Consider the following 14,658-nt stretch of genomic DNA (forward strand, 5'->3'; position numbering starts at 1 on the left):
TGACCTCAAAGGTATGATTTCAAATCGTCGCGCCTAAAAAGTAGTATCTAATAGACTATATTTCAATTATTTCAAAGAACTATTTATCCACTTTTACGGGACAGTAATGAGTTCACATATAAAAATGTATTTAGAACTGGACGGGCTGGAAGAAATGGCCATGGCTGACGGTACATCTCCGATCGAAATCGAGGTCAGTAACCTGAGTCCTACAGTCGACTTTGCGAAAACATTCTCATCGGAGAATGTTTCGTACAAGCCGGTTGTACAGAAAGAAGGAAACACCTCCGGTTTTAAATCTAGATTCAACGTATTGCGGTTCAACAACAATAACGGTATCTATATCAACTTAGTCAGTAAAGAGACAAATAAAACAATATACACATTGAATCTAAAGGATTTTATGCAGGACAACCGGATCACAGTAGACGGGATCAATGAAGTCACAGTCGGAATCCGTTTTCGTTTCAATGGAACCTCGGTCACAGTTCTACCCTGGGATGAAGAGGTGATAAAACCGGGCCTCGGATAGCCCACAAACAATATGAAAAGGTATAACAATTATATAGCGTCAATAGGATTCTTCATTGTCGCCCTGCTGGTTACATCCTGTAGCGACGAGCAAGAGGTCGAACAGACAAGCTTGGAAATGAATGCCCGGCTAAACCTGGCCATCTCTACCCGCGCTACAGCGGATGACCTGATAAAAGGCGGCGACGGCAAGTTTTCCAGCCTGGCACTTTACATATTCAACAAGGAAAACGGCGTATGCGAATACTCGGAATTAATTCCGGTTATCACTCCGCAATACGTGGACGAGTTAACCCGGTCAATTCAGGTCTCACCGCAGGATAAAATCATCTATGCCATCGGCAATTACAACGACGAAGAGAAAGTTTATTCGATAATACCCGACGGTTCCAAACTCTTGCCGGAGCTGGAAACGATGACTATATCGAATAAGAACGGGGTTAAAGATACAAACCTGTTGATGGTCGGAAAGCAGATGGTCCAAATCGATGGTCTTGTGACAAATGCCACTATTCCAATGGAAAGACTCGTTGCCCGCCTGGATGTATATATGTTCAAAAGCAGAAGGTTAGAGAACAACACGGTTATTTTAAAGTCCATCGAACTGGTCAACCAGATAACCAACACACGGGGTGAATATCAGAATACGATCATGGTATCGCCGGTCGAAACTCAAAATGACCTCAGGACGATCAGCAGCAACAATGTATTAGGAGTCATGCCGGATGATATGTCAGGAATTATTCCCAACAATGCGACGGAATCTTTTTACAGTTACCAGAATATTGCTGCATCGGCAGACCCTGATCCAAACGTTACTCCTTACCTGTTGATAACAGCAGACATAGACGGGGTGAGCCACCGGTATAAGGGGTACATCACCGACAACGGACAAACAACCGATAAGTACAGTCTGAAACGCAACACGGTCTACCGCATTATCGCGATGCTTGATAATCCGGATAATCTGCTGATACTTAAAACAACCACTTTGCCGTGGACGAAATCATCCTCACAGATCGGCCATGTGGTTAATGAAGGAGATTACAGCTTCAGTGCCAATAACACGGAAGCAGCAACAGGAATCGTACAGTATCCTTATGTGCTGAACGGTGAATCACAGAACAGTACATCGTATGCCAGTTATAACTTCAAACTGACGGCCCCGGCCGGAGCAGTCTGGACAGCGACACTGACAAACGGCCTGGAGTTTACTTTCGGAACAGAAGGTTCGACCAATGGCAAACTTGCCATATCGAAAGGGATTGCCGGCGACAATACATATGAAATCAAGGTAGGAGCTTCCAGACCCTGGAACAGCCAGGAAAGGAAAGTCTATCTCTATATCACCGCCGAAGGGCAAAAGTTAAAAATAAATCCGGTCCGCAGCAACGGACAGCGGGCGCTGCCGGGTAACAACGACACGGATATTCTGATCACACAAACAGAATATAAATAAAAGGAGAAAAGGGTTATGAAACGAAATAATATCTACATCATTCAACTGATATCGGCACTGGTCCTGCTGTTCTCTTCCTGTAGCCAGGAGGAACTGATGGACCAGCCGGAGGCTGTATCCGGTTCCGGCAAGATAGCCCTCCGGCTATCCCTGTCGCAACCGGCTGTCACCCGGGCCGATACAGAAGTTGGAGAAAATGATCTGAATGAAAACCTGATCAAGACACTGGACGTTTTCATTTACAGGGAAGATCAGGAAACTTGTTCTTTCTACGAGCATATCACCCCTTCTCCGGAGCAGACAGGAAGCGGGGAATATACCGCAACACTGCATGCTACGCAGGATCAGTTTGTCCAGAATGCAACTTATAATACTTATGTGGTATCCAACTATTCCGGGAGTATACCGGCTGGCGGACTTAGCCGCTCAGACCTGAAGGCATTGAATGTATCAGCATTGAATCCTGATAAAATACAGGACAGTTTTCTGATGGACGGTACTGCCGCCAATATCCTGAATGACGGACGTATCGTTAACAAAGAAATTGCTGTAGCACTGAAACGGGCTGCATCCAAAATCAGGGTATCGACAGCCTATACGAATGGCTTCTCGGCTTTCGTCGGCGGAACCATCAGCAAAAAGCTGTTCCAGTACGCAACTAATACCTCCGTACTGGAAAACGGCAATCCGGTTATTCCTCAGTTACAGAGCATGTCAGGTTTTACACCCGGTACGGGAACAGATAAAATTGTAGTCTATTCCTATCCGAACGACTGGAGCCAGAAGAAACAGAATGAAACCTATCTGATAGTTAACATCCCGGCAACAGGCCCTGATGGCAAGGAGTACGCACAGAACTATTATAAAGTGCCTGTCAACTTCCGTATTCCGGTCGATGATACGGCAAATCCGTCCGAAGAACAGGAGGCTGAACGTAATGCAATATACAGATTGGAACGCAACCACCTGTACGACATAACGGTTCTGGTAGACCAGCCAGGATCACCCACTCCTGAGACTGCAATCGAGATCAGTGCCAATTATGTGATAAAAGACTGGACAACCAAAGAGGTGATCGTTGCAGTGGAAGGTTTCAACTTTATCTATGTAGAAAACACCGATATCAAATTGCCTAACAGCACCAAGTATACGACAACATTCCAGTCATCCACACCTGATGTTGAAATCACCGATATCACAGTCAATGACAAAGCGATTACGAACGGAGATGAAGGCGTGCTTATCAGTTGCTCGCAAGGGGTAAAAACCGGTGACATCGTCATACTCAGCACACTGCCGGAAAACTTCGTTGCCAAAGAGATCACTTTCATCGTAAAAAACGGCGTAGGCCTGACACAGAAAGTAACGGTTTTACAATATCCGGCCTTATATATAGGCTCTGATATTTCCGCCGACGCACCGGGCAGCAGCCAGGGGCAGAACAATAATAAGATGTTCGTGATCGGTTCTTTCGTTGCCGACTTCTCTTCCCTGCCCGACCCGGATGAGTTTGACGAAGACTTCGGAAGCGGATACACCCACTATGCAGCCAACCCCGCATTAGGTAAATCATATACGGAATACATCAGAAACAATGCCGTATTAGGAAATCCGCTGACAGACAGCGAGGGCCAGACCATCGATACGGAAGAAAACAACCGCCGTATATCGCCACGTCTTATGCTGGCATCCCAGCACGGGGTGACAACGGCAGACAGCTATACGAACTCAAGGGATAAATGCGCAGCTATGTGGAAAACGATGCCACCACCAATGAGAGGTATTCAGACTGGCGTATGCCTACCCTGGCTGAGGTCTATCTGATCGATGTACTTCAGAATATCAAGGTGGCAGAAGTAAAAAAGATTCTGGAAGGTAGCTGGTACTGGAGTGCCAGGGCCAGTTCTGCCGTACAGTTCATGGACCCCAGAGTGGGTAATACAAATTCTTTCAATGCACTGCACTCGTCAGTTCGTTGTGTCAGGGATGTTAAATTCTAAAATAGAAATGTTATGAAAAATGTTATCATATATTTAATGGCTTCACTTGCATTGTTCGCCTGTCAGGATGAACTTGAAGTGGAGAAAGCAACGAAACCGGGCAAAGAGCTTTTGCGGGTATCGGTAAACATCCCGGAATACAAGATTGCCACACGTGCCGCCTCTTTCGAAAACAACCTCTCGGACGTCTGGCTGCTGGCGTTCGACCGGAACGGACTGTTCCTTGAACGTGTTCAAGCAACCGAACTGAACAGCGGGGAGGTGGACGGTGTAGGTAGCGGTTCTTTTAAAGCGGAAGTACCCGAAGAAACAGGGATCATCCATGTGGTAGCCAACTACGACAACTGGTCTTCCTTCAACGACAATGCTTCCCTGCAAAAAGATGAAAAGGAAGTAATGCCTTCTTTATATGGCAATAAAATGGTTTTCTGGGGAAGAAGCGAAGTTACTCCGTCTTCTTCACCTGTAACAGTGACGCTTTTCCGTAACCAGGCAAAAGTGACAGTGCAAAACGAAGCATCCAACTTTACGGTTACCGGTTATGCGCTCGGCAATATGGCAACCAGCGGTACTGTTGTGCCGTTTATGCCGGAGATGACTCCAAATCCGTTCATCATACAGGATAATGCCACCACATTACCTCCGGGTACACTCTCTAAAACAAGCCAGAGCGATGCGGACTGCAACCTGGAAGCCAAATATATGTTCGAGAATCCTAACTACTTCAACGACCAGTCTTATCTTATTATCAAAGGCCACCTGGAAGGAGGAGGTCCGGAACTGTATTACAAAATACAGTTCCTGGACACCGATAAAAAACCTTATACGATCGTCAGAAACTTTCAGTATAAAGTCATAATCAATTCATTCAGTAATCAGGCTAATGGTAGTACGACTTTTGCGGATGCCAAAAATTCGGAAGTATCCAATAACATCTATGCCGAAGTCTTCAAGGATTCTCCTTCTATCTCCGACAGCGACAATAACCGGCTGACGGTAAGCAGGCTGAATTTCCTGTTCACACAGGGTGGCACGCTGAATGTTACAGCACATTATACGGAAAACGAAGTGCCGAACGATAGCAAGATCAGTGTCTCGGTACAGGAAGACAAAGGTAGCATCATCAGCAGCCTGTCGTACGACGGTAACGGGAATATCACAGCCCGTGTCGCCAAAGTTTCAGCCGGCCAGAATGAAGCGACCCTATTGGTGAAGGCGGGGGAACTATCCCGTATAATCACTGTTACTTCCAGTACATTATACAGTTTCGACCCGGCCACCTTATCTCCTGAGTTATATACCGGCAAGGATCAGGATATGACTTTATCATTCCGCATACCGGATGTTATTCCAAACTATCTGTATCCTTTGAAATGTGAAGTGACGACAAAGTACCTGTATCCGGTAGAACCGAATAAGAACCTGGAAATAGCATTCGAGGACGGCGTCTATAAATATGTATACTGGGTATACAGCCCCGGCATTAAAGAACTGAGTTTTAAAACAAGCTTGGACAACAGCAACGAGACAATAACGATAGAGAACGACTATTTCAAAACGGCTGAAGTCAAACTGATATCGCGTCAGCTTGAAGGAGTATCTGTCAATGGAAATAACATGGTAACTTACGGAACTGGTAATTCCGCAACCGTGAAGTTTACCATTCCCGAATATCCGGACTATCCTCCCAGATATCCGCTGACAGTATTTATAGCGACAAAGAATCTGACTACATCACAGGCCGGCTGGAATGCTGTCGACGGTGGGTATAGCTATACTTACAACACGGCACCGGCCGGAGAGCAGACCGTTCTGTTCAAATCGGTCCAACCTGACAGCCGTGAACAAGTAGTCATCAGTGCTCCGGGATTCAGTAAGGCTACTATTGCGGTTGACAATTACTTGGCTGCCAATATCGGTGTTTCGGGAGAATTGCGTGCCGTCTATAACGGACTGACATACACACTCCAGAGTCGTTCCGCAACATCTTCCAACACTAGTATTATCAATAATTTCACAACCAACAGGAGTAGTATGTATAACATCACCGTAAAATCCGGCAACAAACTTTCGGATACGGTCACAATAACCTGTTACGGTTATACCGGTTCATTTACAGTAGGAGAACTGCTTACAGGAATGCGTTTAAATTTATATCAATAAAAGGGAGAAAATCCGGGATGGATTTTCATTACTGGTTAAGTGAGAGAAGGACTGTACAAGCATATTTGCAGAGTATGGTCCTTCTATATTTTAATTCACAATTTCTTTACTATATGAATTATTTAATCTATTTTTGTCCACATAAATAAATATTCCATTTAGCAACCACTTACAAAACAGACTATGACAAAAAAAGAAGCAATCAAAATTTTTGAGGAAAAGAAAGTCCGTACCCTCTGGGATGACGAAACTGAAGAATGGTACTTTTCAATAATCGATGTGATAGCAGTCCTAACGGAAAGTGATAATCCCCGCAAGTATTGGAGCGTATTAAAGACAAGGCTTAGAAAAGAAGGCAATGAAACGGCTACAAATTGTAGCCAGTTGAAAATGCCTTCACTTGATGGTAAAATGAGATTGACAGATGTAGCGACTACCGAACAACTTTTTCGCCTTATCCAATCTATACCTTCTCCCAAAGCCGAACCATTCAAACTTTGGATAGCCCAAATTGCCAAAGAACGATTAGATCAGATGCAGGACCCAGAACTGTCCATCGAACAAGCTATGATGGATTATAAACGTCTCGGATATTCCGATAGCTGGATAAACCAACGATTAAAATCCATCGAAATCCGCAAGGACCTAACCGATGAATGGAAGAAACACAATTTACAGGAAGGCATACAATTCGCAACACTTACTGATATTATCTATAAAACGTGGGCTGGAAAAACAGCCAAAGAGTACAAACAATTCAAAGGATTGAAAAAAGAGAATCTACGGGATAATATGACAAATACGGAACTTGTTCTCAATATGCTAGCAGAAGCGGCAACAACAGATTTGTCAAAAGAAAAGTACCCCAAAGAATTTCAGGAACATGCAAACATAGCACACCAGGGAGGAAAAGTTGCCCAAGTTGCCCGTGAACAACTAGAAAGTCAACTGGGACATTCCGTCGTTTCACCCCTCAATGCAAAAACGACACTCGGATTGAACAAAGAAAACAAAAAAGACCATACTTCCTAAAAGTATGGTCTTTTGTACCCCCGAGCAGAATCGAACTGCTATCTAATGTTTAGGAAACATCTATTCTATCCGTTGAACTACAGGGCAACTTTATATAAAGTGGGGCAAAAGTATAATCTTTTCTGCAAACTGGCAAGTATTCAGGCAGTAATCTGATCAATCAAAGAGACTTTGCATCACGGAGAGGGATTTTATCTCCGGGAAGTCGGGCAGATGCAGGCGATAATATTCAACGATACGGTTGATAACTCCGACCCTGTCCTGACGGGAAAAAGAATACAACGACATATTCTCAAAGCTGATTTTCAAGAGGCGAGCAAAGACCTGACTCTCTTCCCGGTTCAGATAATGCCGGTGCATAGGAATGCGATCCACAAAGACACCGTTCTGCATATCGAAATAACAACCCGTCGAATACGAATCGGCATTCGGATAAATCCCCATATAATGAAGCAGGCGGAGCAGGAACACCAGATGGAAATTTGCCACTCCCTTATCGGCATACTCCAACAAGTGAATGGATTCATATAAATAATCGAACAGCCGCTGGTCAGGCTCCGTATCCTTTACCACCCGGAACAATACTTCCGCCAGGAAAAGCGCCAGCACATTCTTGACCGGATTACAAAAAACTTCAGTTAACGGATAACACAACTTCGTCTCACGAATCCGGTGCAGGTCACGTTTATTCAGATGCTCCACCTCCATCTCTAAAACCGAAAGGGGCATAAACAGCGCTCTGGAAACAGGCGACTTCTTTCCACGGCTGCGCGCCACCAGATAAGAAGTACGACCGAACGCCTCCGTATACATATATATAATAGAGTACTTATCGTTATAGGGGATGGCATGCAGGACGATCCCGCGTGTTTTACATAACATATCTTCCGTTCTTTATCGGATACAAAGATACAAAACAACAAACTATTTACGATATTTGCAGGTTATAATACTATAAATACATTTGAGTTATGTTAGATCTTACTACCCCGTCGCTTTTGTTTTCAGCCATATCATTAATATTACTGGCCTACACCAACCGTTTCCTGTCGTACGCCAGCGTGGTCCGCACATTGAAAGAAAAACACCAGCAGACACACGACCCGAAAGATATTGCACAGATTGCAAACCTCCGCAAACGGCTTTACCTGACCCGTTCGATGCAGATACTCGGGATACTCAGTCTGCTCCTTTGCGTAATTTCCATGTTCTTTATCTATATTTCATGGCAAATCATTGCTGCCTGGATATTCGGTGTCGCACTGCTGCTGCTGGCCGCTTCCCTATGCGTATGTATCTGGGAAATAAACATTTCCGTCAAGGCTCTCGAAATACATTTACAGGATATAAGTTCTAAATAGAAGTTAAAACGAGAATATCTATCAAATTTTCCCTTGAAATGTTTTGGTAGTTCAGGGAGAACATCTATCTTTGCACTCGCAATCGGGAAATCAACAATCCCAGAGCGCTGAAAGTGAGAACTTTGACATGATGGCCCATTCGTCTATCGGTTAGGACGCAAGATTTTCATTCTTGAAAGAGGGGTTCGATTCCCCTATGGGCTACAATAAACAAGATTAAAAAATTCAATAAAGAATAGCTAAGAAATGGCAAATCACAAGTCATCAATCAAAAGGATCAGACAGACTAACGCAAGACGTTTGCAGAACAGATATCATGCAAAAACTGCTAGAAATGCAATGCGTGTTTTGCGTGCTACTGAAGACAAAAACGAAGCTCAGGCTCTGTTACCGAAGGTGTGCTCTATGTTGGATAAGCTTGCTAAGAAAAACGTTATTCACAAGAATAAAGCTGGCAACCTGAAATCCAAATTGACAAAGCACGTTAACAAACTTGCATAAGGAATAGGTTATACTTATATAGTATGAGCCGGACTTTAACGCCCGGCTTTTTTAACCCAGATGGCCCATTCGTCTATCGGTTAGGACGCAAGATTTTCATTCTTGAAAGAGGGGTTCGATTCCCCTATGGGCTACTTTACAGAAGCAGTCGGATCAATTGTGATCCGACTGCTTTGTTTTTATACCTCCCATCACACTTTCTCCACCCTGCTTTTTTTGCTATTTTCACTACATTTGTACCATCTAAGTCAATTATTTTCACTACATTTGTTAGCATTTTTAGATATATAGAAATTTAGTGATTTTAAAGGATAGAAACTCATGAGTGAAGAAATGAAGAATACTTCCGGAGAATACTCTGCGGACAGTATTCAGGTACTTGAAGGGTTAGAAGCAGTACGAAAAAGGCCGTCCATGTACATTGGCGACACTAGCGAAAAAGGTCTGCACCATCTGGTGTATGAAGTTGTTGACAACTCTATTGACGAAGCACTAGCCGGATTTTGTTCCCAGATCGACGTAGTTATAAACGAAGATAACTCTATCACAGTAACAGACGACGGCCGTGGCATACCGGTAGGTATTCATGAGAAAGAAGGCAAATCTGCCCTGGAAGTAGTATTAACCGTTCTACACGCCGGTGGTAAATTTGACAAAGGTACCTATAAGGTATCCGGAGGTCTGCACGGTGTGGGTGTTTCCTGCGTAAACGCACTTTCCACTTACCTGAAAGCAGAAGTCCGCCGTGAAGGTAAAATCCATATGCAGGAATTCTCTTGTGGTAAACCGTTGCACGGTGTAGAAGTTGTCGGTACAGCCGATACGACCGGAACGACTATCTCTTTCAAACCGGACGGCAGTATCTTTACTGTTACTGAATACAAATACGATATATTGGCTACCCGCTTACGCGAACTTGCTTTCCTGAATGCAGGTATCAGCCTGACATTGACGGACAAGCGTGTAACGAAAGAAGACGGTTCTTATAAGTCGGAAGTATTTCGCTCGGAAGAAGGATTGAAAGAGTTCGTCCGTTACGTAGACCGTTCCAAAGAATCCCTGATTCCTGACGTTATCCATATCGTTACAGAAAAGCAGGGTATTCCTGTTGAAGTAGCCATGACATACAACACATCTTTCAACGAAAGCGTGTTCTCCTATGTAAATGATATTAATACGATTGAAGGTGGTACGCACCTCGCCGGTTTCCGTCGTGGTCTGACACGTACACTGAAGAAATATGCTGAAGACTCCAAGTTGCTGGAAAAAGCAAAAGTAGAGATCCAGGGCGATGACTTCCGCGAAGGTCTGACAGCCGTTATCTCTATCAAAGTGGCCGAACCGCAGTTTGAAGGACAGACAAAAACAAAACTGGGTAACAGTGAAGTGACCGGTGCCGTAGACCAGGCCATCGGAGAAGCACTTACTTACTATCTGGAAGAGCATCCGAAAGAAGCCAAAATAATTGTAGAAAAGGTTGTTCTGGCAGCACAAGCACGTCAGGCTGCACGTAAAGCACGTGAACTGGTTCAGCGCAAATCGCCGATGACTGGTGGCGGTCTGCCCGGTAAACTGGCCGACTGTTCTTCGAAAGACGCTGCAATCTGCGAATTATTCCTGGTCGAAGGGGACTCGGCAGGCGGTACGGCTAAACAGGGCCGCGACCGTGTATTTCAGGCTATCCTGCCGCTTCGTGGTAAGATCCTGAACGTAGAAAAGGCAATGGACCACAAAGTATTCGAAAGTGAAGAAATCCAGAACATCTTCCGTGCAATGGGTGTTACTATTGGTACAGAGGAAGATCCGAAGGAATTGAATCTGAGCAAGCTCCGCTACCACAAGGTAATCATCATGACCGATGCGACGTGGACGGAAGCCACATTGCCACATTGATTCTTACTTTCTTCTTCCGCAGAATGCGTGCCCTGATCGAAAACGGATATGTTTATCTGGCGACTCCTCCCCTTTACCTCTGTAAGAAAGGCAAAGTCGAAGAATACTGCTGGACTGAACAACAACGCCAGGCATTCATCGATAAATATGGTGGAGGTAACGAGAACCAGATCCATACACAACGATACAAAGGTTTGGGAGAAATGAACGACCACCAGTTATGGGATACGACCATGAATCCTGAAAACCGTACGTTGAAGCAGATCACGATCGACAGCGCAGCAGAAGCAGACCAGATCTTTGCCATGTTAATGGGTGAAGAAGTAGGTCCGCGCCGCGAGTTTATCGAAGAGAATGCAACTTACGCAAATATTGACGCATAGTTAATTGAAAATTGAGAATTGAAAATTAAACAATCACTTCAACTCTCATTTTCAATATATTAATATTCAATTTTCAATTTATAATTTTCAATTATGCAAGTCCGTCGTCCGAGTTTAGAAGCCTTATTCAGGGAAGTTGACAATTTCAGTCCGAAAAAAGAAAAACTTCAGCCTCCCCGCATAGGAATATCTTCAAACCGGAAAGACGGACTTTCCTGTATAGCCGATACCTATGTGCAATCCGTAGTGAAAGCAGGAGGCGCACCGGTGCTGATCCCTGTCATTACGGATATGGAAGCACTTACGGCAATCGTATCCGGACTGGACGGACTGCTGATGAGCGGCGGCGGAGATATCAACCCGCTTTATGTCGGGGAGGAACCCGTTCCGCAATTACAGGACGTGGATACTTTCCGCGACGAGTTCGACCTGATCTTGCTCAGGCTGGCAACTAACCGCCAGTTACCTGTCATGGGTATTTGCCGCGGCCACCAGCTTATCAACGTAGTCTTCGGCGGTTCCGTGTACCAGGATATCCATTCGCAACACGAAGCCAGGTTGTTCAAGCACAGCCAGACGATGCCGCGCGAACAGGCTTCCCATTCCGTACGGATCACCGATACTTCTTCGCGCCTGTTCGATCTGTTAAAGAAAGAACCGGATATATTCGTCAACTCTTTCCATCATCAGGCAGTCAAAGATATCGCACCCGAATTTAAAGAAACGGCAGTTGCCCCGGATGGTATCAACGAGGCCATGGAGCATCCCGAAAAAGAGATCTTCAGCGTGCAATGGCATCCCGAAGCAATGGCAGCCAACGACGACGAACTTATGCTCGAACTGTTCAGACATCATATGGAAACGGCTCGCCTGTTTAAGGAAGCAAAACGCATCCATAGCCGGAACGTCATACTCGATTCTCATACGGACACACCGATGATCTTCCCCGGCCAGTTCAATATCGGATTGAAAGAGGGAGGCAAAGTAAACCTGCCACTGATGGAAGAAGGAATGGTCGACGCTGCGATCATGGTCGCTTATATCCCGCAAGGCAAACGGGATGACGAATCATTGCAGCAGGCAACCGATTTTGCCATGAACCGGCTGAACGAAATTCATCGCCAAATGGAAATTAACCGCGGCAGAATGAACATCGCCCGGACTTCACAGGAAGTATGGGTAACGAAAGATGCCGGCAAGAAAGCGATCATGCTGGGTTTGGAAAACGGTTATGCCATAGGTAAAGATATTCGAAACATAGCCCGTTTCAAAGAACTGGGCGTCAGCTATATCACGCTTTGCCACAACGGGAACAACGACATATGCGACTCTGCCCGCGGAGAAGCAGAATGGGGCGGACTAAGTCCTTTCGGAAAAGAAGTGGTTGCCGAAATGAACCGGCTGGGCATCCTGGTAGATGTGTCGCACGCTGCCGAAAGTACCTTCTACGACGCATTGGAAGTCAGTACACAACCGATCATCGCTTCACATTCTTCGGCACGCGCCCTGTGCAACCATCCGCGCAATCTGACAGATGAGCAACTGAAAGCACTGGCCGAAAAACAAGGCGTAGTACAAGTATGCCTTTATAAAGGCTTCATCAATGAAGATGCTGAAAAAGCATCGCTTACCGATGCCATACGCCACATTAATCATATAGTGGACCTGATCGGTATCAACCATGTGGGTATCGGCTCCGATTTCGACGGCGACGGCGAACTGATCGGATGCCGGGCAAGTAACGAACTTATCAATATCACCCTGCGCCTTCTGAAAGACGGCTACAAAGAGAATGATATTGCAAAGATATGGGGAGGCAACCTGCTGCGTGTCATGTCACGTGTGCAGTCGGCCTATAACGGATGATAATAAAGAAATACTAACAGATATGATGCACGTTTTGTATATAGCTCTATTTGCTTTTTCATTGCTCGCCTGTAGCCAGGCAAAGAACCAGCAACAGGAAGTAACGACAGTCAGCCAGACGCCAATGACAACAACAACGCCTTCTTTCAATGCCGACAGCGCTATGTTTATGTTGAAAACCAGGTTAAATTCGGCCCGCGCGTACCGAACACCGATGCCCATAAAGCATGCGGCAACTATCTCGCCTCCGAACTGAAACGTTTCGGGGCCAAAGTATACGAACAGGAAGCCATGCTTACCGCCTACGACAATACCGGACTGGAAGCCAAAAACATCATCGGCTCTTTCAACCCGGAAAACGATAAACGTATCCTGCTCTTCGCCCATTGGGATTCGCGTCCTTATTCCGACCACGATCCCGACCCGGCTAATCATCGCAAAGCGATCGACGGAGCCGACGACGGAGCCAGCGGTGTAGGAGCTTTGCTTGAAATAGCCCGGCAGATCGGGCAAAAAGATCCCGGAGTAGGTATTGACATCATCTTCTTTGATGCTGAAGATTACGGTACACCGGAGTTTGTAGACGATTATAAACCCGACACCTGGTGCCTGGGGACCCAGTTTTGGGCAAAGAATCCGCACGTACCCAATTACCGCGCCGACTTCGGTATCCTGCTGGATATGGTCGGAGCTAAAAACGCCACTTTCTTCAAGGAACAGACTTCATTGAACAAGGCTGGCAACATTGTGGAAATGGTATGGAGCACGGCACGCAACCTCGGATACGGCAGGTATTTCATCAATGCGACAGGCGGCGCCATCACCGATGATCACGAATATGTGATCAAAGGACGCAATATCCCTTGTATCGACATTATCAACTACGACCCTGACAGCAAAAGCGGTTTCGGTTGGTACTGGCATACACAAAAGGACAATATGGAAAATATCGACCGCGAAACCCTTAAAGCGGTAGGGCAAACGGTTCTGGAAGTAATATATAACCGACAAAAGAAATAATACAAACGATGACTATCAACGAACTTCAGGATAATGTTATTGAAGAGTTCTCAGCCTTCGACGACTGGATGGACAAGTATGCGTTGCTGATCGATTTAGGCAACTCACTTCCCCCGCTGGAAGAAAAGTATAAAACAGAAAGTAACCTGATCGAGGTTGCCAGAGCCGTGTATGGCTTCAGGCAGACTACGAAGACGGCAAAATTATATTCAAAGGCGAAAGCGATGCTGTGATTGTAAAAGGTATCGTATCCTTACTGATCAACGTCCTGTCCGGCCATACCCCGCAGGAGATCCTGGATACCGATCTTTATTTCATTGAGCAGATCGGATTGAAGGAGCACCTTTCCCCTACCCGCTCAAACGGCCTGGTGGCTATGGTCAAGCAAATGCGAATGTACGCACTGGCTTTCCGGACAAAAGAACAAGGATAATTCAAATAAAAAAGGT

At 45.4% G+C, this 14,658-nt stretch carries 10 protein-coding genes, 3 tRNA genes and 3 pseudogenes; 14 read left to right on the forward strand and 2 right to left on the reverse strand.

The annotated features are described in order from the left end of the window. Positions 1 to 124 precede the first annotated feature (124 nt). The 6 genes from DXA15_RS10825 (at position 125) to DXA15_RS10845 (ending at position 7,185) form a co-directional block, all read left to right on the forward strand. Positions 125 to 532 carry a FimB/Mfa2 family fimbrial subunit gene (locus tag DXA15_RS10825; protein ID WP_233567166.1) on the forward strand — a complete coding sequence of 136 codons (408 nt, stop codon included), beginning with the start codon at positions 125 to 127 and terminating at the stop codon, positions 530 to 532. Positions 533 to 544: 12 nt separating this feature from the next. Continuing rightward, complete coding sequence (locus tag DXA15_RS10830) at positions 545 to 1,990, forward strand: DUF4906 domain-containing protein (protein WP_128134024.1); 1,446 nt, start codon at positions 545 to 547, stop codon at positions 1,988 to 1,990. A gap of 15 nt (positions 1,991 to 2,005) precedes the next feature. Further along, positions 2,006 to 3,814, forward strand: a complete 1,809-nt coding sequence (locus tag DXA15_RS10835; protein WP_233567167.1) for a fimbrial protein — start codon at positions 2,006 to 2,008, stop codon at positions 3,812 to 3,814. Beyond that, positions 3,787 to 3,990, forward strand: a complete 204-nt coding sequence (locus tag DXA15_RS26330) for a hypothetical protein (protein WP_233567169.1) — start codon at positions 3,787 to 3,789, stop codon at positions 3,988 to 3,990. The genes DXA15_RS10835 and DXA15_RS26330 overlap by 28 nt, the downstream gene beginning before the upstream one ends. Before the next feature lie 12 nt (positions 3,991 to 4,002). Continuing rightward, positions 4,003 to 6,153 carry a hypothetical protein gene (locus DXA15_RS10840; RefSeq protein WP_128134025.1) on the forward strand — a complete coding sequence of 717 codons (2,151 nt, stop codon included), beginning with the start codon at positions 4,003 to 4,005 and terminating at the stop codon, positions 6,151 to 6,153. A 183-nt stretch (positions 6,154 to 6,336) separates the two neighbouring features. Then, entirely contained in the window at positions 6,337 to 7,185 is an 849-nt protein-coding gene (locus tag DXA15_RS10845) for a Bro-N domain-containing protein (RefSeq protein ID WP_128134026.1), read from the forward strand. Between the two features lie 15 nt (positions 7,186 to 7,200). Here DXA15_RS10845 and DXA15_RS10850 read toward each other — a convergent pair. After that, positions 7,201 to 7,271 (reverse strand) — tRNA-Arg (locus DXA15_RS10850). A 70-nt stretch (positions 7,272 to 7,341) separates the two neighbouring features. After that, positions 7,342 to 8,067 (reverse strand): DNA repair protein RecO, encoded by a 726-nt coding sequence (gene recO, locus DXA15_RS10855; RefSeq protein WP_007655187.1) that lies wholly within the window; start codon positions 8,065 to 8,067, stop codon positions 7,342 to 7,344. Positions 8,068 to 8,156: 89 nt separating this feature from the next. On the opposite strand from recO, the gene DXA15_RS10860 reads away from it, so the two are divergent. The 8 genes and pseudogenes from DXA15_RS10860 to DXA15_RS10895 all read left to right on the forward strand — a co-directional run bounded on the left by DXA15_RS10860 (position 8,157) and on the right by DXA15_RS10895 (position 14,642). Then, positions 8,157 to 8,546, forward strand: a complete 390-nt coding sequence (locus tag DXA15_RS10860) for a DUF2721 domain-containing protein (RefSeq protein WP_007655188.1) — start codon at positions 8,157 to 8,159, stop codon at positions 8,544 to 8,546. A 132-nt stretch (positions 8,547 to 8,678) separates the two neighbouring features. Beyond that, positions 8,679 to 8,750, forward strand: a tRNA-Glu gene (locus DXA15_RS10865). 42 nt (positions 8,751 to 8,792) lie between these two features. After that, on the forward strand, positions 8,793 to 9,047 hold the full coding sequence (gene rpsT, locus DXA15_RS10870) for a 30S ribosomal protein S20 (protein ID WP_007655189.1): 255 nt from the start codon (positions 8,793 to 8,795) through the stop codon (positions 9,045 to 9,047). 62 nt (positions 9,048 to 9,109) lie between these two features. Then, positions 9,110 to 9,181, forward strand: a tRNA-Glu gene (locus DXA15_RS10875). 187 nt (positions 9,182 to 9,368) lie between these two features. Continuing rightward, positions 9,369 to 11,323, forward strand: a pseudogene (gene gyrB / locus DXA15_RS10880) (DNA topoisomerase (ATP-hydrolyzing) subunit B). Positions 11,324 to 11,416: 93 nt separating this feature from the next. Further along, positions 11,417 to 13,189 (forward strand): gamma-glutamyl-gamma-aminobutyrate hydrolase family protein, encoded by a 1,773-nt coding sequence (locus tag DXA15_RS10885; protein WP_128134027.1) that lies wholly within the window; start codon positions 11,417 to 11,419, stop codon positions 13,187 to 13,189. A 22-nt stretch (positions 13,190 to 13,211) separates the two neighbouring features. Beyond that, positions 13,212 to 14,209 (forward strand): annotated as a pseudogene (locus DXA15_RS10890) (M28 family peptidase). An 8-nt stretch (positions 14,210 to 14,217) separates the two neighbouring features. After that, positions 14,218 to 14,642, forward strand: a pseudogene (locus DXA15_RS10895) (SufE family protein). Positions 14,643 to 14,658 lie beyond the last annotated feature (16 nt).

It is taken from the genome of Parabacteroides sp. AM58-2XD, from assembly GCF_003463685.1.
GTDB classification, from domain to species: Bacteria; Bacteroidota; Bacteroidia; order Bacteroidales; family Tannerellaceae; genus Parabacteroides; species Parabacteroides segnis.

Bases quoted from the DNA above. Each gene is read 5' to 3' on its own strand.
- DXA15_RS10825 (WP_233567166.1), top strand. From the start codon at position 125: ATGTATTTAGAACTGGACGGGCTGGAAGAAATGGCCATGGCTGACGGT.
- DXA15_RS10830 (WP_128134024.1), top strand. From the start codon at position 545: ATGAAAAGGTATAACAATTATATAGCGTCAATAGGATTCTTCATTGTC.
- DXA15_RS10835 (WP_233567167.1), top strand. From the start codon at position 2,006: ATGAAACGAAATAATATCTACATCATTCAACTGATATCGGCACTGGTC.
- DXA15_RS26330 (WP_233567169.1), top strand. From the start codon at position 3,787: ATGCCTACCCTGGCTGAGGTCTATCTGATCGATGTACTTCAGAATATC.
- DXA15_RS10840 (WP_128134025.1), top strand. From the start codon at position 4,003: ATGAAAAATGTTATCATATATTTAATGGCTTCACTTGCATTGTTCGCC.
- DXA15_RS10845 (WP_128134026.1), top strand. From the start codon at position 6,337: ATGACAAAAAAAGAAGCAATCAAAATTTTTGAGGAAAAGAAAGTCCGT.
- recO (WP_007655187.1), bottom strand. From the start codon at position 8,067: ATGTTATGTAAAACACGCGGGATCGTCCTGCATGCCATCCCCTATAAC.
- DXA15_RS10860 (WP_007655188.1), top strand. From the start codon at position 8,157: ATGTTAGATCTTACTACCCCGTCGCTTTTGTTTTCAGCCATATCATTA.
- rpsT (WP_007655189.1), top strand. From the start codon at position 8,793: ATGGCAAATCACAAGTCATCAATCAAAAGGATCAGACAGACTAACGCA.
- DXA15_RS10885 (WP_128134027.1), top strand. From the start codon at position 11,417: ATGCAAGTCCGTCGTCCGAGTTTAGAAGCCTTATTCAGGGAAGTTGAC.